At 42.7% G+C, this 21,857-nt stretch carries 19 protein-coding genes; 4 read left to right on the top strand and 15 right to left on the bottom strand.

Annotated features, from left to right (window positions below; translation table 11 throughout):
- The first annotated feature begins 299 nt into the window (after positions 1-299).
- Positions 300-2,660 (top strand): RICIN domain-containing protein, encoded by a 2,361-nt coding sequence (locus CWC03_RS10020; protein WP_138581803.1) that lies wholly within the window; start codon positions 300-302, stop codon positions 2,658-2,660.
- Between the two features lie 243 nt (positions 2,661-2,903).
- On the opposite strand, the gene CWC03_RS10015 is transcribed toward CWC03_RS10020, so the two are convergent.
- Together CWC03_RS10015 and CWC03_RS10010 are read right to left on the bottom strand one after the other, a co-directional pair.
- Positions 2,904-3,179 carry a hypothetical protein gene (locus CWC03_RS10015; protein ID WP_138581802.1) on the bottom strand — a complete coding sequence of 92 codons (276 nt, stop codon included), beginning with the start codon at positions 3,177-3,179 and terminating at the stop codon, positions 2,904-2,906.
- 117 nt (positions 3,180-3,296) lie between these two features.
- On the bottom strand, positions 3,297-3,842 hold the full coding sequence (locus CWC03_RS10010; RefSeq protein ID WP_138581801.1) for a DUF4410 domain-containing protein: 546 nt from the start codon (positions 3,840-3,842) through the stop codon (positions 3,297-3,299).
- 308 nt (positions 3,843-4,150) lie between these two features.
- Here CWC03_RS10010 and CWC03_RS10005 point away from each other — a divergent pair, with 308 nt between their 5' ends.
- Together CWC03_RS10005 and CWC03_RS10000 are read left to right on the top strand one after the other, a co-directional pair.
- On the top strand, positions 4,151-4,978 hold the full coding sequence (locus CWC03_RS10005; protein ID WP_138581800.1) for an AraC family transcriptional regulator: 828 nt from the start codon (positions 4,151-4,153) through the stop codon (positions 4,976-4,978).
- 37 nt (positions 4,979-5,015) lie between these two features.
- On the top strand, positions 5,016-5,624 hold the full coding sequence (locus CWC03_RS10000) for a LysE family translocator (RefSeq protein WP_138581799.1): 609 nt from the start codon (positions 5,016-5,018) through the stop codon (positions 5,622-5,624).
- A gap of 124 nt (positions 5,625-5,748) precedes the next feature.
- Here the strand turns inward: CWC03_RS10000 and CWC03_RS09995 are convergent, their stop codons facing one another.
- The 13 genes from CWC03_RS09995 to CWC03_RS09935 all read right to left on the bottom strand — a co-directional run bounded on the left by CWC03_RS09995 (position 5,749) and on the right by CWC03_RS09935 (position 17,711).
- Positions 5,749-7,263 carry a cell surface receptor IPT/TIG domain-containing protein gene (locus CWC03_RS09995; RefSeq protein ID WP_138581798.1) on the bottom strand — a complete coding sequence of 505 codons (1,515 nt, stop codon included), beginning with the start codon at positions 7,261-7,263 and terminating at the stop codon, positions 5,749-5,751.
- A gap of 177 nt (positions 7,264-7,440) precedes the next feature.
- Positions 7,441-8,697 (bottom strand): sensor histidine kinase, encoded by a 1,257-nt coding sequence (locus CWC03_RS09990; protein WP_138581797.1) that lies wholly within the window; start codon positions 8,695-8,697, stop codon positions 7,441-7,443.
- Between the two features lie 13 nt (positions 8,698-8,710).
- Positions 8,711-10,093, bottom strand: coding sequence for a sigma-54-dependent transcriptional regulator (locus tag CWC03_RS09985; RefSeq protein ID WP_138581796.1), 1,383 nt, complete (start codon positions 10,091-10,093; stop codon positions 8,711-8,713).
- A gap of 4 nt (positions 10,094-10,097) precedes the next feature.
- Entirely contained in the window at positions 10,098-12,494 is a 2,397-nt protein-coding gene (locus CWC03_RS09980) for an ABC transporter permease (RefSeq protein ID WP_138581795.1), read from the bottom strand.
- 1 nt (position 12,495) lies between these two features.
- Positions 12,496-13,212, bottom strand: coding sequence for an ABC transporter ATP-binding protein (locus CWC03_RS09975; protein ID WP_039496409.1), 717 nt, complete (start codon positions 13,210-13,212; stop codon positions 12,496-12,498).
- A 12-nt stretch (positions 13,213-13,224) separates the two neighbouring features.
- Positions 13,225-14,475 (bottom strand): efflux RND transporter periplasmic adaptor subunit, encoded by a 1,251-nt coding sequence (locus CWC03_RS09970; RefSeq protein ID WP_138581794.1) that lies wholly within the window; start codon positions 14,473-14,475, stop codon positions 13,225-13,227.
- Positions 14,476-14,801: 326 nt separating this feature from the next.
- Positions 14,802-15,386 carry a glutathione S-transferase family protein gene (locus CWC03_RS09965; protein ID WP_138581793.1) on the bottom strand — a complete coding sequence of 195 codons (585 nt, stop codon included), beginning with the start codon at positions 15,384-15,386 and terminating at the stop codon, positions 14,802-14,804.
- A complete protein-coding gene (locus CWC03_RS09960; RefSeq protein ID WP_138581792.1) occupies positions 15,387-15,590 on the bottom strand; it encodes a DUF1289 domain-containing protein in 204 nt (67 codons plus the stop codon).
- Between the two features lie 20 nt (positions 15,591-15,610).
- The gene (locus CWC03_RS09955; protein WP_138581791.1) at positions 15,611-15,895 is read right to left on the bottom strand and encodes a hypothetical protein; all 285 of its coding nucleotides are present in this window, start codon (positions 15,893-15,895) and stop codon (positions 15,611-15,613) included.
- Between the two features lie 70 nt (positions 15,896-15,965).
- On the bottom strand, positions 15,966-16,127 hold the full coding sequence (locus CWC03_RS23875) for an I78 family peptidase inhibitor (protein WP_138581790.1): 162 nt from the start codon (positions 16,125-16,127) through the stop codon (positions 15,966-15,968).
- 24 nt (positions 16,128-16,151) lie between these two features.
- Positions 16,152-16,601, bottom strand: a complete 450-nt coding sequence (locus CWC03_RS09945; protein WP_249313996.1) for a methyltransferase family protein — start codon at positions 16,599-16,601, stop codon at positions 16,152-16,154.
- A gap of 67 nt (positions 16,602-16,668) precedes the next feature.
- On the bottom strand, positions 16,669-17,268 hold the full coding sequence (locus CWC03_RS09940) for a Crp/Fnr family transcriptional regulator (RefSeq protein WP_138581789.1): 600 nt from the start codon (positions 17,266-17,268) through the stop codon (positions 16,669-16,671).
- Entirely contained in the window at positions 17,268-17,711 is a 444-nt protein-coding gene (locus tag CWC03_RS09935) for a GNAT family N-acetyltransferase (RefSeq protein WP_138581788.1), read from the bottom strand. Before CWC03_RS09935 ends, CWC03_RS09940 begins: the two co-directional genes overlap by 1 nt.
- Positions 17,712-18,275: 564 nt before the next feature.
- On the opposite strand from CWC03_RS09935, the gene CWC03_RS09930 reads away from it, so the two are divergent.
- A complete protein-coding gene (locus CWC03_RS09930; RefSeq protein ID WP_138581787.1) occupies positions 18,276-21,782 on the top strand; it encodes a S8 family serine peptidase in 3,507 nt (1,168 codons plus the stop codon).
- The last annotated feature ends 75 nt before the right edge of the window (positions 21,783-21,857 follow it).

Here is a 21,857-nt window from a genome sequence, read left to right as displayed (position 1 = left end):
AAAGTAGTTATAAAAATATAACTGCAACTAAGTAAATAAGTAATAACTCACGCTTAAGCATCATTTTAGTTACATTAAAAATACATAACATAGTAACACAAGCTCATTTTCAAACCTTTTAATTGACCTTCCATTTTCAGATGTTACTTTTCCAAACCATTTTGTAACTTGTTAGGAGGTAACTTTTTCAATAAGGGTCAATCATGTTGAAGCTGAAAATGCCAAAAAAGGTAAATTTAATCACCAAAAGGGACGGTAACAGCATCAAAAACAAAAAAAATTCAAATTAGAGAAAAACAATGAAAAAACTCACCTTGGCACTCAGTGTGTCATTAGGACTAAGTTCGCTTCTGATCTCACAAAAATCATTAGCAAATAATTTACAAGGCCCCTGTTTTGATTACGCGTCGCGTACCAGCAGTACCTCCACCACCGTCGATTATCAAAGTGGCGCACTGTCTCTGGCAAACAACTTTGCAGGATTAGCTTTTGAAAGCAGCCCTGCTTTAAGCGTAGTCTATCCGTTACTTCACGACACGATAATGGACTCTATGAACGAAGAGTCTATTAACGGTGCGGACCCAACATTGGCTGGCTGCTTATCCCACTTCGAAGCGCGTATATCGAATCTGGAAGTCAGTCAGCTAACAGGACCATTAAATGATATTCAGCATCTTATGAAATCAGCACATAGAGATGCCACTTCGGACCTAAAAGGGTTACATTATAGTCTTGCCGAGAAATATAGCAAGATGGCAGATGACCTTGCGACTGTGATCCAGAACCAGTTCAAACAGATAGACACAGGTTCTGTCTCCAAAACCACATTTGATACCCTCACTAGAAGTGTTATCCCAGGCTTTGTTAGTGCGATGCAAATGACCTTTTTACACCGGGCAGAATTCGACAATATGTGTGCGAACTTGGATACACCGCCTTATTGGCATAATCTCAGTGACGATGGACTCGTTCCTTATACTACTTTATATGATATTCGCTCTGGTGATCAGTATCTTACCGACCTGTTTACCCGACCGGAAGAGAGCAGTGCAAACAATGCTTCTTGTACTTTAGGTTATGCAACCTTCTTCGACTTCATGAGTTTAAAAGACGGCAACTGGGGTGAAGCTTTACGTCAGATTGGCCTTGAAGTCGTGCCCAATAGTAGAAATCCAAGCCTGATTTCTGTGAGCCTAAATTTTGAAGACTCTAAACTGATCCAGTACCGGGAAGCTTTTATCTCACCATGTCGTCACAACTCTTACACTGATGACTACGACAACTATTCAATGAATGGCTCTCATTGTGATAGTAACTACAACTCTCGTATCAGTCAGATCCGCAACCCTTCCTTTTTAGATCAAACATCCCGACATGTGGATGTGAAGGAAGTGATGTACAACCTTGCGCATGTAATAGACTCATGGGACCTCAATAACCTGATCATGACTCGCAGTGAGTTGACGAGCAACGCGGGAGCTATTGATTTTCACAATGCCCTTCGTCTAAAACATGGTGCATCCAACCTTTGTGTAGACCAGCAATCTAAAGTGCGTAGCGTTTGTACCTATGGTGCCAGCCACTTCGTGTTTGAACCTTTTAATGGCGGTTATTCAATCCAACGTGCTGAAGATAACCGTTACCTTAAAGACAAGGGCGGCGATTCTGGCTTTCAGACATATTCGGGTCGGGGTAATGACGCAACTTGGCACCTCAGCTCAGTCAATAGACAAGGCCGTTATGAGCTAAAAAATAAGTCCACTGGCCGATGCTTGACTGTCTCTGGGGAGTCGCTGTCCGTCGGTGGCTGTAATGGACCTCAGTGGGAGATCAACGGCAGCCACGTACCGACAAACGACGCGCTGGTTCGTCTACGTGACACCAGTAACAATACCTGCGCTAGCAAAAACTGTAATGCAAACAGCTACGAGCTGAGACTTACTCATTTAGATGATGGCTATAAAATTGCCCGTTATACCGACGACAAACACTTGAGAGGCCAGAGTAACATCAGCTTTTCTAATGCCAAGCTGTATCGCGTGATCACGCCACCATCTCCTTTTGGACCGGGTGAAATCATCACCGAACCTGCTGCAGTGTGGTATATCTATGATACCAACGGAGACAACAAATTTGCGCTACGTAATAAAGATACCGATCAGTGTTTGGCAACACACAATGGCAGCCTAATCAATATCAACTGTAGTGATATCAGCGAGACTTGGGCATTTGACCGCAAAGCACCACCGCTAGGTCGCCACCTCAAGCTGGGTCAACATGGTATGTGCCTGTGGTCGGTTGGCTACATAGGCTCTAAAATGTCATACGGTTTATCGGCTGGCTGCGAGCAGAGCATGAAACGCGTCACGCTTGAAGGTATGCAAGGTGGTTACTTGATCCATGATCCACTAGATGGGCATTATCTGACAGATCCGGGCGCCGCAGAGTACGACCATTTTGGCCTAACTGCACCGAAAAAGCCAAGTAATAATTCAATCTGGGATTTTATTGGTCCCTATGACAACGATAAATATCAGATCCGCAACCGCGTTACAGATAAGTGCCTCAGCTCTAAATACCTTAATCAGTATACCAACAGCGCTATGGTGATTAGCTGTGCGGAAGAAGAAACTAAGTCTTGGGAATTTAATACCCAGTGATGTTACAGCGAGACATATTTATTAATCGGCTTAATTAGCAAGACTATTTCGAGGTAAGCAAATCTGGCTATAAAACTGCTACGCCTCTTGCCTGCACTATACGTAAAGGCAAGGCGAAATCTTATTTATTCTAAATAGGTTTTTAAAGTGGTTGAGGCCAGGTTTCACCTTCAAATAAAACGTCTTTAAAGCAGAATAGATATTGCTTGCAAACACATCGAATGTATAGCCCTTACGCATCTGTTAGGGCTTTTTCGTTGTTGATACCAGTTGCATGATCGCTCCCAGATAACGGCTGACACCCACGATAAACTTGAACCGTTTTTTGCTGTATCTTGAGGTAGATGTCTTGTCATAATCCGGATTTTCCAAGAGCACTTGTACATCGCTAACTGCGCTATCACGCAACAGCTGTGGGCTGTTATCACCCCACGCTTTCGCGTTAAAAAATATGCCGCCCGCGACAGTTAGCATCAAGGCTTTTAGAACAAGTGTAGTATCAACAAACTTCGTTTTCATATTAGCTTCACGTCCCTTTGTTTGTAATCCGTCCGCATCAGTGGGGCTCAAAAAGGTATACAGGAACCCCATCGTCAAAAACTAGGTTTCTTTGAGTATTTGGAACTTCAATATTGACTATGAGTTAGCGGTATTATCAGTTTTACCTTCGCGCTCCACCGTGCCAATCATACTCACCACTTTCTTAGATACTGCTTCAAGCTGCCTAGAAGTAGTTGCACCAAAAATGCCTTCGATAAACTCAGATCTAGTATCTAGTATCGACTCACCAACCACCTCGTTAGTGTCGGTGTTTATTAGCTTTACATTGAGCTTCAGCTCGGCATCACCCGCCATTGCACCTACCATAAAGCGGCCAAACCCAGACACATAACGAAAGTGCTCAATGGTGATCTCGACTGATAAAGGTGCTTGAGCTGCACTCCCAGACTCAACAATACTGCCATTAAAGTCTTTGGCTATTAGCGCTTTTAGCTCATTAATGCTGTTAGAAAGTGACTTACTTTTTGAAATTGAGTGCGATGAAGTAATATCCAAAAATACACTTTGTGGCGTGTTCCCTACAGCTCTAATAGCTGTTTTACTTGTCTCTTGAATGTGGGCGGCGCAGCCACTGAAAATAAGCACTGAGATTATTACGGCAAATATTTTAAAATGTTTCATTAGGGGTAAATTTCCGACTTTCAATATATTCGGTTAACGACATGCTAACCTTCATTGGCAGCTATGGTATCAAAAATTTTCCCGTAATGGGTAAGCAGTTGAGTCATCTCTGTTCTTTGGCTTCGCATCGATTGTGATTTATTTGATAGATTTAATGACTAAAGCTTGGGTTAACTAAGTTTCCTTGTGAAGAGCATTAGGCAAACTCTGTAGTGGATACATCAGCAATTTCGTTCAAGTTTTTTATTGCTAGCTTGAATATATTGACTTGGTGGTTTTGCAAAAGTGCTCAAACAGAAGGAGGGAGTGTGAGTAAAAATAATCACTTTATATATACCCATAGTGCTCAGCAGGATGATGTGTCCATGCTGAGCGCAACTATGAGTGATTTCACCTACACCAAACATGCTCATGAAGAGTACTCTATAGGTCTCACTTTAAAAGGCAGACAAGACTTTTTCTGTCGCAGTGCTTTTTATAAAAGTCAGCCTGGCTGCGTAATGCTTTTCAATCCCGAAGATATCCATGACGGTCATTCTGGGGGCGAACACAGCTTAGAATATGTGATGCTTTACGTGCACCCAAAAGAGTTGCAACCACTGTTTCGCTCTCTTGGTTATAAACAAGAAACAGTACTAAGACTTCACGACACTTTGTTCAATGACCCACTGTTGCGCTATCAAGTTCTTACCATATCTCAGCAACTTTTGGGGCGATCCTACTCCAAAATTGAGCACGAAGCCGCTTTGTTTCAGTTGGCTCAATCATTGGTTCGTTTGCATGGCTGTTTAGAATTACCACTTCGTAACACAAGGGCCGAAATTTTAGTACTCAGAGCTAAAGACTATATATTGGCTAATCTTGCCAACGATATTTCGGTTGATGACATCGCTGATGTTGCCAATATGTCTAAATATCACTTTATTCGAGCTTTTCGGGAACACTTTTGCATTACTCCACACCAGTATGTTTTGAATTGTCGTATCAACTATGCTCGCAAACAGCTACTTGTAGGCCGCAGTGCCACCACCGCAGCGGTAGAGTCCGGCTTTGCTGATGCCAGTCACTTAAATCGTAACTTTAAACGCGTATTTGGCATGACACCAAAACAATTTCAGTTGCAGTTGGGCCGCTAGATTAGCTCGTCGACTGCTTATATCGGAGTAGCAAATCATGTCAGAAATTTTCGCCTATGCTATCGGGGTAATGTATACCCCTGGGCCTATCAACTTGCTTGGTCTACATAGTGGTCTAAACAAACAGGCGCGTGTTCATCTCGGTTTTTTCGCCGGCGTTGGAATGGCAATGTTCATCTTGTTCGTTATCTTAGGGATTGTCGGGCTCAAGTTTATTAATCCACAGCTACTGCCTTTTATCAGCTTGGCAGGGTGCCTTTATATTCTATATATTGCTTGGAAAGTGGCACATGCTAACGTTGAGCTCTCTGATATGCGAAGTGCGGCCAAATCGTTGAGCTTTCGAGACGGACTTTTCATGCAGCTACTCAACCCCAAAGCGCTAATCGCAACGTTGCCGGTTTCTACCATTCAGTTTCCAAGCCTTGGCATTACCGGCAGCGCCGTTGTCATATGGTCAATGCTCCTTGCTGTACTTGCATTTGGAGCCCCCACTAGCTATTCGATAGTGGGTTCAATGATGGGTAAACAGATTTCCGATCCCAAGTATTTTAAAGCTTTTAACTTAGTAATGTCTGCGTTACTAGTCTACGTGTCTGTAAGCATTGGCTATGACCATGTCATAGTGCCTTGGATAGTGAAATAAAAAATGAGTAGTTGGTGAGGATAATGGCTGACACCCACAACAAACTTCAACCGTTTTTAGCTGTATCTTTGAGGTGGGTGTCTGAATCTTCTTTGAATCTTCTTTAGTCTACTATTGTTATTTTTTAGCGTGCTTGCACCCGATATCGAACCTTATTGCTCGTTCCAACATTATTCGTTAATTGTAATATGCCTTTTGTTATATCGGTTGGTATCGTAAATGTAAGACTAGATGGTGTATGAGTTGAAGGAACAAGTGTTTTATTTCCCATTACGATACGGGTTTTATCATCAAACCCCACTCCCTTAATCTCATATTGCTCGCCTTCTTGAACTTTGATTGAGGCATATCCAAATATTAACGGTGAACCCGCTTTGTATGGGCTTAATCGCACTTCATTAGAGCGCTTATTTCGAGTGTAAATAAATGCCTTATATTTACGAAATGGTAGATTGAGTTCAAAGATTAGCGCTGAATTAGTATGCGATGTTGGCGCGATATTATAAATTTCTTCACCGTTATAGATAACCACTTTTGGGTTCTCCAGCCCTGCAAAGTCATCTCCAGAAAACACAACACTATCGCCGATACGATAAATTCGAGGCAATGAGTAGCCATTGTAATAGCCGGCTTGAGAGGATATTTGTACACTTGGTGAATCGCTTAATCTAAAGCCTCGCACTCGCTCATACGGCTCGGCGTCATAAATATCTAAAACTTTGTCGCCATCATTATCTAGATCGATAAAATCCTCAACCCCGTCTTTATCAGAGTCTTCAGGCCATCCTTTCGTATTGAGTTTTTCGTCGGTATCCGCTATACCGTCATTATCAGAATCAAGATCCAAAAAGTTTAATTTATCATCTTGATCTGCATTTCCTGAACCTTCGTGCTTATCACTAATGCCGTCGCCATCACTATCTAAGTCCAATAGATTAATTACCCCGTTGTTGTCCTCATCGAGTGTAGTACCTTGCTTTACATAATACTCATAGAAGTCATGAACAGAGTCCCTATCGGTATCAATACGAGATGGTTCAACACCAATTGCATATTCGGCATGATCATCAATACCATCGGTGTCATTATCTTTAAATACGTAAATTTCATAGGAATAGTCCAGCGCGCCACCCGACAAATCATCAATGACGCTCAAATTGAATTTTCCATCATGGGGTATTTTAGTCAGGATATGCGCCATTCTGAGTGCGCTATGGGTATGGTTCTGCGATGAGTTGATCACCAAACCACCTTGCTCAGAAAAATACACTTTGGGCTTAAAATTATCTGAGCTATAGATAATGCGAGCTGAGATATAGTCGCCCTTTTTTGCACTAAACTGGTACAAATCACCATTATCACCCGCATTTGAAATCACCCCCTTTACTTTAAACGGAAGTTGATGCGCAACTTTTACCGCATTGCTCGGGTTATCATTAGGTTCAACCTCGACAATTTCGGGATAACGAACACGTTGACCGTCAAATGGAAACTCATCTTGCTCATCTAACACACCATCACCATCTTCATCTTTGTTTTGCCAAGTTCCCTTAGTTGGGTCAAGCGAGCCATTATGTGGAGTTGCAAACACAATTGTACTAACCAGTGCAAGTGCCAATAAAATGCATCGTGATATCATAAACAATCCTTATTAATGTTGTTTTTTTAATTCAAATCTTTCAAATTTCTCGCCCTATAACCCACTTCATACTTGGGCTCTTTCATTGATGGCTTTGAATGCATTACGCTGGGTGTCTTCGTTACTTTTCGTTGCTTTTGCTCGGGTTCTCTTTGTTATTTTTGCTGCTTTCAGCACTCAACTCCCACCCCGCTCTAAGCTAAAACTGACTTTTGCGCCACTGTCTGGGTTATTGCCTAGTTTGAGTTGTCCACCGTGGTTTTCAATAATGATACGAGAGAGCATTAGGCCTATGCCGTTGCCATCAGCTTTGGTGGTGTAAAATGCTTCAGCGGCTTCGTTTAGGTTAGAGAAACCGGGGCCAGTGTCTGTGACCGAAAACACTAATTTGTCAGCATCTGGGGTGATGTTGAGTGTAACTTCTGGCGAAGGTGTGCACGCTTCTTGAGCATTATTAATGAGGTGGCAAAGCACCTGTTTGATTTGGCTCGTATCAAAAAAACCGAGCAGGTCGGCTGTGCTTTCTACCTTTAGTTGCGGGTAGATACTTTGTAGCTGAGCGCAAAACTCATTGAGCGCGACAATTTGCTTGTGCGCAGGAGGCAGTTTGGCAAGGGAGGCATAGTTGCCCATAAAAGATTTAAGGTAATTGGCGCGCTCGTTGATGAGTGACAGTCCACTGTTAAACCTTTCTATATCTAATTCACCGTTTAGGCGCTTGGTAAGGCTGCGCGCTACCGTGCCGATCGGCGCTAAAGTGTTATTGATCTCGTGACTTAAAATACGAACAAAACGCTGTAAGGCGTCTTTTTCTTGTTGATATAAAATACTATCGAGCTGTTTTAAAACCAGCAAAGTGTGAGGTTTATTGGCAATGTAGCAGCTGTCGTGTTCAAGCAAAAACGCATGCTCAGTGCCATCAAGCATCACCGAAACCTTTCCTTGTTTTTGCTGAGCTTGTAAGGACTGAAACCAGCGCCAAGCATCGTCTTTGTAACAGTCAAAAAAGGTGCGTTCAGCGTAGCTGTTAGCAAATGCAACGCTTTGGCTGTCAAACACGATAAGTGCACAATCAAGCTTTTCAATGATTTGCTTTAGCAGATCGCTTTGCTCGGCCAGCGCACGCTGATCGGCTTGCATGGTTTGCGCAAGCGCATTTAAGTGCTCCACCGTTGAACGTAATTGTACGTCTTTTCCGTGTACCGCTCGTACCGCATAATCGCCTTGGCGAAGTGATATTAACAAGGTATCAATGAGATTAATGGTGTTTTGTTTAGTCGAACCATATTTATAAGCGAGCAAAACAAAACATAGTGCAAATATTAAGTCTATCAACATAATAAGTGTTGCTGGGTAGTCGTGCACAAGGAGTAAAACATTAGTAATTACAAGTAGTAATGCACTTAGCAGCCAGTGTCCAAATCGATAAAACAAGTTTGCTTATCTCCTACTCATATTTATCCATTTTGCGATACCACGCACTGCGAGATAGTCCCAAACTCTTCGCCGCTTTTGATACGTTACCACCGTGAAATTCCAGTCTTTTAAAGAGTGCTTGCTCAATGATTTCATCCAGCGTTAAATCATGATTTTCTGATGCGCTCGCAGTAACAGTATTCGTCGGTTGCAACGCAGAGTGCAATGTAGGATGGAGCGCCAAATCACTGGCAAATACCTGAGCATTTGAACAAGTAAACACCGCGCGTTCCATCATATGTTTAAGCTCTCTTACATTACCAGGAAAATTATAATCACTCAGTGCTTTAGCAGCACAAGGCATAATGCTCGGTGGTGGTTTTTTATAATCATGACTAAAGCGCATTAAAAAGCGCTCTGCTAATGGCAAGATATCCTCTGGACACGCTCTTAATGGCGGTATTTCTACTTCTACCGTATTTAATCGATAATATAAGTCTTGGCGAAACTGGCTATTGGCAATCGCTTCACTTAGTTGGCAGTTAGTAGCAGAAATAATCCTCGCAGTATTGTCCAAGACTTTGTGACTGCCAACCGCCGCGTACTTTCTCTCTTCTAGCACTTGAAGCAATTTTGCTTGAGACTGCAAAGATAAATTGGCAATTTCATCTAAAAACAACGAGCCATTACTGGCGAGTGTAAATGCACCCACTCGATCTGCTTTCGCATCAGTAAATGCCCCCTTTTTATGGCCAAATAACTCAGAGTTAAATAGATCTTCGCTCACCGCTCCCATATTAATCGAGATAAAACTGCCACCAGCACGACTTGAATGATCGTGTACATACTGCGCGTAATAGCTCTTTCCTGTGCCATTTTCACCGGTCAGCAAGATGTTCATATCGCTTTGTGCCAACTGGGTGAGCTGTGTCAGCACACGCTGCTTCTTCTCACTTTGCGTAACAAAATCTACCGTTTGTTGGGGCTTTTTAAGGCGTTCGTTTTCAGCAGATAGCCGCGCTAAATGTTGTCTGTCAGCTCGCTTTTCGATTTGTACTTTGATGCTATGAGCAAGACGCTCATCATCCCATGGCTTTTCAATGAAATCGGCCGCTCCTTGCTTTAGGGCAGTAACGGCAAGATCTAATGTCGCCCAACCAGTCATCACCACAATGGGTAAAAGCGGATCGATTTGAATGAGCTTAGCAATCGCCGCCAGCCCTTCTTTGCCACTGGTAGTGTCTTGGGTAAAGTTCATATCCAATAGCACCAAGTCCACTTCCTGTGTGCTGACATAATCAAAAGCAGCTTCTGGTGTCACCACACCGTGACAAGCGTAGCCTTCATCTTCAAGTAAAAACTTCAGACTCGCTTGAATATCAAGCGAGTCGTCTACTATTAGCACCTTTTTCAAATTATTATTCCATTCTTAAGCTAACCGCAGGTTGGACTTTTATGCTGCGTATCACCGGGATATAAAGCGCAAGGCATACCGCAGCAAATACCAGTAGTAAAGTGATACTACCTGCACCAAACATAACACTAAACGGCACAATACCGCGGAAAAAGTCTACAGCAAGATAACACAAGATATAGAAAATTAATGCAGAAATAGTCAGTCCTGTAACGGTATGGGTTAGATTTTTTTTGATAAATAACAACATGATCTGACGATCTTTGGAGCCAAGCGCACGGCGAATGCCTATTTCATAGCTAGATTTGTTAATATTACTCAGGCCCATGGCATAAATACCAATTAAAGAAAGTGTCAAAGCAAATCCACCCACAATCAAAAACACATATATGATACTGGTGAACGCTCCCATCATAGAGCGATGGTTGTCGTAGTGATCAAACACATAGCTGGTTTCGAGCTTGCTTGAAAGTCTACCCAGCACGCGATAGAAGGCTTCGTAACTTTGGCTTGGCGGCAGATCAGTAATAAATTTAACCGCCATTGTGTTTTCTTTTGGCGCATATTGACGAAAACTAAAATAGACTTCATGACGACGATCGCTGGCAACAACGCTCATCTCATCCACTGCAATACCCACTATTTTAGCGCTTGGCCATTTTGCATCACGTAACATCAGTGAGCGCCCCAATACATCCTCACTGCCAAACAGCGCGAGTGCGAGAGACTGGCTAATGATCACTACGGGCGCCGCCTCTGCGTTGTCTTGTTCAGTGAAGTTCCTACCGCTTTGCAGTTCGCGCTTAAAAAGATGAGATACCGCTTCAATATTTATGATTTTATCGGTATAAACTTCGCCCTCGCTTGTTAGCACATCAAGCTCCATCTCACGTTGATACACGCGCCCTTCTTTAAAGGCAGGATCCAGTGTCATTCCCACGACCAATGCGCTTGCCATTTCGACCGTTTTATCGCTCGAAAACTCGCTTTCAGTTTGAAATTGCAGCTCAGTTGAGTACACCCCTTTGAGGGTCTCGCCGTCAATATTTCCCGCCATAGAATACATCACATAGCCTATGGTGCTCGACGCCATCAGCATAAAGCTCACTAAGGTCACCTGCAAAGACAGTAGGCGTTTTGACATCAACCCCACTTGCTTTCCGGTTGCACCACGTGTGCCATCTCGCAGTACATCATTGATATTAAAGTTAGCTGTTTTCACCGCAGGTAATAGCACTGCAATAGCAAATACCAAGCTTATCAATAATAATGACACCAAGATGGTGACTGTATTTAGCTGCCAATGCCACCAATATGGCATTTTGCCACCAAACATCATATTCATAAAAAAGTTCAGCGCTCGCAAACCAAGATCCGTTAACAATAGCGCCACCACCCAACTGCTAACGCAGTAGACCAAGCCCTCACAAGCATGCTGCTGAACCACCCTTAATTTTTTCGCACCAATCGCGGCGCGAATAGCCGACTCTTTTTGTCTCTCGATGATTTTGGCAAAAAGTAAGTTACCGATATTGATTGAGGAAATAAGCAAAATAAGTACGATACCAGCCATAAACAGGGTAAATATAAATACCGCTTCACCGTCGGTGTTATATTCCACCAAGGTCATAGATTCAACACGGGCGACTTTATCTACCTCAAGCGCTGACTGGCTAACACGTTGCTTTGCATAATCAGTGAAGAATAAACTTAAACGCTGCTCAAGCCTTGCTTCTACTATCTCATTTGGCATCTTATAAATAATATCGATGGCATCAGTAGGTGCTGTGTTATTGCCTTTAAGTGGCAGCCAAAGTTTAGAAAATATCGGGAAGTTATTGTGTTTGGGCATCACACCGATTATCTCGTAAGGCTTTTGGTCAACAACCATTGTACGCCCTATGACGTCTTTGCTACCTTGAAACAGATGCAACCAGAGATAGTCTGAAATCACGACCACATTTTGGGCCGCCCCCACAAAGTCCTCAGCAGTATAAAATCGCCCAAGTGCAGGTTTAATGTCAAGAAACTGAAAAAAGCGTTCATCAACATAGGAGCCTCGATAATGATTGCCTCGTTCAGCGTCACTTACCCAAACACTCGCTGGCGCAATATAAAGCCACTCCTCAAGTTGTTTAACTTCATCAAGTTCTCGTAGTTGTGGCAGCATGCTGTATTCAAAGCGATTTTGCATGCTGATAGGGTTACGAACCTTAAAGATCCTGATTTCTGGGCTGCCACTACCTACTTGGCTATGTGAAAATGCCACCGTATAAATATAGTTAAAACCAATCAAAGATATGGTCAAACTGCCAACCATGATAAACATCATCAATAACGTAAACCGCATTGATTTTGCTATGTTTCTTAGTGCGTAACGAAAGTCTAGAAGTAATCCCATACTAAGCTCCTACGACTTTGCTTGCGCGCTCAAGTTGCTTTTTGTCTCTTAAAATTGTGCCATCTAGCATAGAGATAACACGGCTAGCGTAAGTTGTAGATTCGATATCATGTGTTACCATACAAATCGTTTTGCCAGCAGCATGAAGCTCACTTAACAGCCCTAACACTTGCTGGGCATTATTTGAGTCCAAGTTACCGGTCGGCTCGTCGGCGAGGATGAGGTCTGGAGAGTTTATCAAGGCTCTTGCAACTGCAGCGCGCTGCTGTTGACCGCCTGAAAGCTGAGAAGGAAAATGATTGATGCGGTTTTCTAATCCCACCATTGCCAGCGCGTCTTTGGCTTTTTGCTCCATTTCTTTTTGGCTAATACCGCCAATATAAGTCAGTGGTAACATGACATTTTCAAGCACGTTTAAATCACTGATAAGATTAAAGGCCTGAAAAATAAAACCAATATGATTAGCACGAATATGAGCACGCTCGTCCGAGCTTAAATTAAACGCTTGATTACCACTAATAAAGTACTCGCCGTTGCTTGGCTCATCAATCAAGCCCAAAATTGACAGTAACGTTGACTTGCCGCACCCTGAAGGTCCCGTGATAGCCACAAACTCGCCGGGCTCTACGACAAGATTAATGCCGTCTAACGCTTGAGTTGCAATTTCGTCCGTCTGAAACCGCTTTTCGATATTATTAAGTTGAATAACTGAGTTCATAATGATGTCCTGTTAACGCACTAGCACCTGGCTATCTTGAGTATACTTTTCCATATCGGAAATAATGATAGTTTGATTTTTATTAAGTCCTTCAAGCACTTCGATGTAGTTTACCGAACGCTGACCAAATTTAACCGTTTTTTTCGTGGCGAGATGTTCATCAACAACAAACACGCTCGCTTGATTATTTGCAACAGCATTGGCTGGCATTGCGACGAATATCGCCTCGGCCTTATGGCTCGTTACAATCACCCCTTCAATGTTGAGTTTATCTCTGGCTTCTCTTGGCAAAGTGCCTTCAATGCTCAGCTCCACTTCGACTTGGCTATTGGTGACTTTTGGGGAAACGCGTTTAACGATGGCGTTAAAACGCGAAGTGTAGGTATCGATTGTCGCTGACTGCCCAACTTGTACATGTGGCGCATCTAGTTCTGCGATGTTTATCTTAGCAACCAGCAAACGCGGATCTGCCACCTCTGCAACCGAGCTGGTATTAGACAATTGCATGCCTACTTCAATCAGCACATCCTGAATTTGTCCAGTGATTGGCGAGCGCACATCAAGCGCTGCGATATTCTCTTCAAGTAGCTTTATTTCGGAACGTAGACTTGCTTGCTCAGCCAGCTGCGCTTTGGCTTTAGCTTGTTGCACTTGTTGCTGAGTGGCAACCCTTGCTTGCTGTAACTCCACTTGCTTTTGACTACGCTGCATTGCAAACTCGCTGCGTTGATGATCAAGCATAGAGATAGTGCTATTGCCCTTTTCTATTAAGGTTTTTTGCGCCTGCCACTGAATTTTGTCGGCTTTATAAGCCAACAAAGCATCATGATGTGCAGTGTGGGCCTCTTGCTCTTTGGCCTTTAATTCTGCAAGCTCGGCCTCATGTTGTGCTGAAATTTTGGTTAGTTGGCTATGCTTTTGAATGAGCGCTTCGCGCAGTGATGGGTTTTCAAGCCGAGCAAGTAGCGTACCTTGGGTGACCATTTCACCCGGTTTAACCAACACTTCAACTACTTTTCCACCACTACTACTGGTAACCAAATGGCGTTTTTCCAATGCAAGACTGCCAAGTCCCTTAACACTGAGTTCAAACTCGCCCTGTTGGACTTTAGCAACGATTAACTCTTCTTGAAAAACCACGTTTGATGCACTTTGGGTATATGCTTTGGCAAAAAACACCAAACCGACCACGAATAGCACAATAACAAGCAATGCAAGCTTTTTAAGCGGCATGCGCTTTGTTTTCACCAGTTTTATATCCATACCCTGTACTCCACTTTGAGAATACAGATGATGAATCAAATTTCAGGCCAAATATTTTTTATATTAAAATCAATACAATAAAATATAGTTGAGTTCGTGGTCGATAAAACATGTGTCGAAATCGAGACACTAACAACTTAATAACTGTGTCGAAAGCGATACATTTGTATTTGCTTGGAGTAAGTATGGCAGGTAGACAAAGCCAAGTGCAGTGGCTAGTAATAACACACTATTAAGCAGTAATACTTTGCGTAACTTGGCACTTCGACTTTTACTTAGTTCTTTAAATTTAAGACTCATACTGTACTTTCGCACTCACTATAAAACTACGGATGCACTAAGTGCAATACGCTATGAGCTTCAAGCCATGCAACCAATCCATTCTGATATTCCGTTGCGGGCTGCGCCAATTGAATACCGTAGCTAAATAAACGATAAGCAAGCACAGCATAAAATGCATCGACCATAGTTGGCTTTGCAAACATAAATGGGGAGTGAGCCGCAGCAAAAATAGTCTCTACCCTTTTTAGCTCGTACTTTGCCGCATCTGACAAGTTTATTGACGTATTTGGCGTGAAAGAAAAAGGTAATTCACAGCGCAGCGCTGTGAAGCCAGCGTGCATCTCAGCGACAAGACTACGTGCCTGTGCACGCTCATAAGGGTCTCGCGGTAGCAAACCGCCTTCACTAAGGTCGTTGAAGAACTCTGCAATCGCGAGTGAGTCAGCAATGACATGACCTTCCACGAGCAAAACTGGTACTTGTTTAGTCGGCGATATTTTGGCCAACTTTGCTTTGTCATCACAAGAGGTCAAATCGATGAGTTCAATGTCTAACTTAATATCTAAGATAGACGCACATAACAACGCTCTTAATGACCAAGTTGATTCGGTCCCAATCACCAATTTCATTTAATTTCCTTTATATTTCTGAGCATGTTGCTGTTTGCGCCTCGTGCAATGCGCTAAGACTTTGAGCTTTTCATTTTCGCTGTAACTTGTCCAGCCGGTGATTTCGTCCAACGTTCTAAAGCAGCCTAGGCACACATCTTTATCATCCAAACAACACTTTCTGATGCAAGGGGACTGGACTAAATTACAACTAGAGTGTGACATCGCTGCTCCTTTATACAGATTTACTCAAAATAGCTTGCCGGAAAACAAGACTCTCTCTTATTGCCTTTAAAGTGATGGCAGACCTCTCCTGTCTCTGTATTAATCAAAAAGGAATGGTCAATATCCTTAAAATAAAACCAAATAAATTCCATACCTTCCTCTAAAAAGTGTTGTTCAAAAGTAGGCTCATCAAAATACACCGCTAGCGCATCAATATCTGCTATTTCATCGTAGCTAACGGCATAGACAGCTAAGCTCGTGAACATGGCTAAAACAAAAAACACCTTAACTAGGCCAACATACATCTAGAATACCCTTAGTGATTTGATTGGACGAAATACACCTACCTCGTCCATCAATGTATAAGTTTGGAGGCTATCCCCACCACATACGCACGACCTGTTGCGCCTCGTTTAATTCAATATTGAGTCGCTGAGGTTGGTGGTCTTGGGTCAGCATATCTCCAGATTGATACACCCTGACCACTTTCCCAACAATTGTTTGTAGAGGTTTCGAATAATCAATATCTTGCACCATTTTATCCTCAACTATGCTTGGAGTTTAAAGCCAACGACGCACTCTACCTCGATAGCGTAAATAGGCATTTCCAAAAGTTTGTTCCATCATCTTTTCTTCAAACCGAATGTACCATCTGTCAGCAATAAGTAAAAAAGCAATCACAAACAAAAATGACACAGGTGCACCGCCGATTAATACAGCATAGCCTAATAATGCAATGACAAAGCCTAGGTACATGGGGTTACGGGTATATTGAAATACCCCAATCTCCACCAATTTATCAGGCTTATTGAAAGTCATAATATTGGTTTCTTCCTGCGCGAATATCGTGCTGCCCGACTTGGCCAGCGCAAACCCCAAAACAACTGCTACTAACCCTAACAGGTTGAAAGGGTAATTAATAAAATGTGGTGCAGCAGTCAACCAACACACCAAAGGCATCAATATGACAAATAAAAACAGTAAAATAGGAGGTAGTAGCTTTTTCATCATGTTATTCCTTATCTGTAGGACAAAAGTCAAAGATAAGGTAATGCGAATGTTGTTGCTGTGCCTTAACCTATGTTAAGCCAAGCTCTTTTCTAATTCTCGACAGCGATACATCCGTGATCCCAAGGTACATCGCGATATGGCGCAATGCAACCGAGTGGCTTAATGCTTGATTTTCTGTGATAAAGCGTAAGTACCTTTCCTTTGCACTTAACTGAAGTAACGCCGCTTCGCGCTTCTCTTTTTTAAGTACCAACTGCTCATAAATCTTGCGTACAAACCGTCCCCAGTTGAGGTTTTGCTCAGATACAGTGACTAAGTCAGCATAGCAAATTTCGGCAATAACACAGTCTGTTAGCGCTTGCGTTGAAAATGGACTCGGCTGCTCTTCTAGATAACAAGATAAACAAGAGAATGCCCCACCCTTTTGTAGCAGAGATTTATTCCGTTCATTACCCTTTTCATCTAAGTAGAAATAACGTCCATATCCATCTAATAAGAAATAAACACTCGAGATTTTTTCACCTTGTTCGAATAGCATCGTATCGGCTTTGATATGGCCGATTTTTATATGCGGAGCCATCACTAGCCAATCCTCGAGTGAGAAGCCCACTAACCGTCCATATACAGCTAACCATCTTTGATAATTTTCATTACTTGATTTAGACATTAATGTAAGTGCTTTTCGAATAGTAACAAGATTTTATTGTCGTAAGGCATCGTATCGAACTGCTGATATCCAAGCTTTTGGTATATGTGCTGCGCTCGCAAATTATCTTCAAAAACATCTAGCCAAACTCGCGATATACGCAACTCCTCTAACACGTATTTTTCCATCTGATTTATCGCTTCTTGCCCTATTCCCAATCCCTTTTTAGCAACCACAATACGGCGAAATTCAACACTTTTCAGTTCTGGTTCAACGGCTAAAATCATAAAGCCAGCGATTTCATTGCCTAAATAGATAGTTAAGTAGCGTACATTGGTATCAGCGAACTGAGATTGGTGTGTCGAAAGTGAGCTACTTATTATAAATTGGCTATTATCTGCGACACTTTCCATAGTAACAAACTTGCTAAGGTGTGCGACTTCACTTGGTGTGAGTCTAAGCATATAGTTCCTTACATTTAACATTTGACGCTCCCTATCTTAGGCCAATTAATTTGATTCTCAAATCACAAAGCGGTATGTAGAGTGATTAATTTGCTATTTGCAACAACAAAGATTCGAGGCGAACGTTGTACTTACTGCAATTAAGTCGAGAAGTAAAATAATAGCCGATTGGTTTCGATGCGCACTAACGAACCTATATAACCTATACCGAAGATATGAAATGTGGCTCTTTAAGGACTAGTGTCGACTATGAAACAGTATTTGTTTGCACGATACTTTGACGGCATAAAAAGGTTAATGTGAACAAAACATATCCAAACCAACCAAAACAGTTTGCTTTAATCAACATTTCATTCTCAGCAAGAATAAACAGCTATATCACTGAAACCCATTAAAAAATGCAACAATAGTTAACCATTGCGTAAAAACAACCACAAATTAAATTCCGTTTTCCGTAACAAAAAGTTGAAATGCCACCCAAAAAGGAACTATATTTGTTCAAATCCTAAAACAGGATGTAAATAAAAAAATTAAAAACCATAACAAGTATGATGGGGAAATCCGATGTCAACTCTAAATAAGTCAGCACTCACCATTGCTGTAGTGACTGCTTTGTCGTCTTCTACAGTTGCTGCTGCGACGTACAATCAATATAACTTTGAAAATAAACCATCTCTAAAAAGTCAATATCCAGAATTAAAGAATAAGCAGACAAGGAAATCTACACAGAACGTTGTAACATGGTTAGTTAAATTAACAACTCCCTCAGTGGCTGAACAAAGTCTCGCTGGCATTAGTTCCAAAAATGCAACATCAAGTATTCTGCAAACTCAACAAAGTGTAGAGGCTACAATTGCTAACACTAGTCCAACACTTCAAGTTGTGGCGAAGACATCTAAGCTAACCAACGCAATTATCGTCAATGGCGAAGAAGCAGAGGTTAACAAGCTGCTGAACAATCCATTAGTACACTCGGTGCTACCTGTATTTGATTATAAATTGAATGTGGCTGATAGTGCCGATTACATCAAAGCAACGCCTTTAGTTTCAACAGGTGAAGTTACAGGTGCAGGAGTTCGTGTTGCAGTGCTTGACACGGGTATCGATTACACTCACCAAGCATTTGGCGGCGCTGGTACAGCCGAAGCGTATGAAGCTGCAGCAAGTAACCCTTCAGATACTCCAGCTTGGCCACAAGGCAAAGTGCTAGGCGGTTATGATTTTATTAATAACGATCCAGATCCAATTGACGTAGGTACTAACCACGGTACTCACGTATCTCATTCAGTAACCGGTATCGCACCGAATGTTGAGTTATTTGTGTATTCAGTCTGTGATAATGATAGCTGTCCTGGTTTAGCCCAGCTTTTAGCGTTGGAGTCTGCAATGGATCCCAATGGGGACGGTGATATTTCTGACAGAGTAGATGTTGTTAACATGTCACTAGGTGGAGATTTCGGCGATAATCGTGCAGGGGCGGTTCAAGAGCTTATCGATAAAGCAGTGATGCTAGGTACTAACGTTGTTATCTCAGCAGGTAATGATGGCCCTACCCCATTTATAGTTGGTGGCCCAAGTACAACAGATAATGCACTTTCTGTCGGTGCAATGGAGCACTCAGTCATTAAAGGCCAGCACATTTTAGCAACCTTGATGGGGGAAACGACTGTAGCAGGTGCGGCTAGTTTTAACCCTGAGGGCTTTGAAGAATTTGAGTTTAGTAGTGACACAACCCCACTAGCATTTGTTGAGACTGAAAAGAACGATCGCGGAGATGCCACATCTATTGCTTGCGAACCTTTTGCAGACGACGTCGACTTTACGGGCAAAGCGGTCCTTGTTGACCGAGGCGGCTGTAACTTCACTCAAAAAGTGCTAAACGCCCAAGCGAAAGGCGCTAAGTTGGTGATGATCGCCAATAATGTTAAAGGTGGTGGTCCAACTGAACCAGGTGGCAGTGCTCCAGGTATTGAGATCCCGACAATTGGTTTGAGCTACAGCCAAGGTAAAGCACTTAAACAACAGTTACTAGCTGGAAACAATGTTGCCTATAATGTGAATGCCACAATCATTCTAAAAGAAGGCATGATCGCGTCATTCACCTCTCGCGGACCTTCTATCAGCGGAAGATTAAAACCTGAAATCACAGCGCCAGGTGTTAGCATTATGACTGCACATCCAGGCCTTGGTGATGGACTTACTCCAGCAAGTGGAACTTCATTCTCTGGCCCTATCACAGCTGGTGCCATGAGTATGCTTAAAGAAGCACTACCAAATCGCAATGGTTTTGAGCTAAAAGCAACATTAATGAACGCGGCTAACTTAGATGTTACCATGGAACCTCGCTCGCAAAACCCAAATGCAGCGCTTGCACCAATCAGCTTTATTGGTTCAGGTCTTGTAGATGTTGAAAAAGCGGCAAACCTTCCGGTTGCGGCATGGGCTGAAGATACGATGCAAGCGGCGCTATCATTTGGCTTGGTTTCACTATCTGAAACTTCATCTATCACCAAAAAGGTAGTCGTTAAAAACTTCTCGAATCAAGAACAGACCTATACATTGGCATATGAGCAGCGATTTGCTGACGACGCTGAGCGTGGCGCACTTAGTATGGCCTTTCCTGAGTCGATCACCGTTCCTGCAGGACAAACCATTTCGTTTGACGTAACAGCAACGATAGATCCAACTAAACTGCCTGAATGGACATTAACTTCTGCCAACATGGCATTCTTGGATGCAACACACGACCTTACAACCTTAGAGCTTGATGGTGCATTGAACTTTATGTCTGGCGACGAAAAAGCGCTGCACTTGGTTTATCATGTGCTACCAAAAGCTGCTGCTAACGCGAAAGTTATGCCTGTCGTTGATGACCAAGGTGCTAGACACGTATTAACCAATACTGGCGCTGCGACTTTAAAGCCATTTTTTGCTTCAACGGTTGCAAAAGATGAAGCGGGTGACAGCGAACGTTTGGATATAGTTGGTGCTGCTGTAGAAACAACATCCGTCTCAACTGACGTTTGTGATACGGGTTACATGCTATTGACGACCATGGTTACTAATCAACCTATTATCCACACTTATCAAGGTGGCTTTATGGCTGATTTCGATTTGCCAGCTGAAGGTGGGACATCGCCAGATGGCACTTATGATGTAACTGTTCAAAACGGCAAGCAAGAATGGTTTGGTAATTATCTGTCAGGAAGCGCTATCTCATTTACTCATGGTTATGGCTCAGGAACCGGCTTTCCTTCCAATATTCAATTTGCATCAGGTAATAACTTCGTCACCATGACCAGTTGTGCTGACGCATTTGGACTTACAGCCGAGCAGGTCGCAGCTGGAGTGGAAGCCAACATTCGCTTCCGCACGGAAGAAGAGACTTGGATGCCTATCCCTTCTAACTCATTAGATGAAGCTTTCGCGAATAGCTTTATGATAAAAGCACCAGCAATGGAAGTAGCTACAGCTGAAGCGGAAGGTTTAGCTATGCTCGTTGATGATGCTGGTAATGAAGTAACAGAGCTTGCACCTGGTGAGTCAGCAAACCTAACTTTCTCCGACAATGATTTCATGATTCTATCAAGTAACGGGGCGGTGCCAGTTGTTGTTTCTCCGTCAGAAGAATCTGCGAAAGCGCCAATCATTACTGCTGATCAGTCATTCTCAGTCGAGGAAAATACAGCGGTAGATACCGTTATTGGCCAGCTAGAGGTTGAATACGCATCTGACTTTGCGAACCCAGTTTCTGAGTTTATTGTTATTGCTTCAACTTCTTCAGCTATCACGGTTAATTCATCAGGACAGGTCATTGTCGCCAACAGCGAGCAACTGGACTTCGACTCTGGACTAGAAAGCGTTGAGCTTGAAGTCGTGGCGACTGATATCGGTGGCAATGTATCTGAACCTACGAAAATTATGGTCGAGGTAACAAACTTAATGGATGAAGAGTCAGAACAGCCGACTCCAGATCCAACACCAACACCGACACCATCAAAATCTTCAAGTGGTTCACTATTTTGGTTACTACTAGCTGCACCACTGGCGCTGCTACGTAGAAGAAAATAACACCCTACTTTTTTGTAATTAAGTAATGAAATGGCGAGCATTGTGCTCGCCATTTTTATTTAACCTGAGGTTTGG

Source organism: Pseudoalteromonas sp. S2755, from assembly GCF_005886535.1.
Classification (GTDB): Bacteria; Pseudomonadota; Gammaproteobacteria; order Enterobacterales; family Alteromonadaceae; genus Pseudoalteromonas.
Note: the sequence above shows the minus strand (reverse complement) of the source record. Positions and strands in the feature narration are given on the sequence as shown.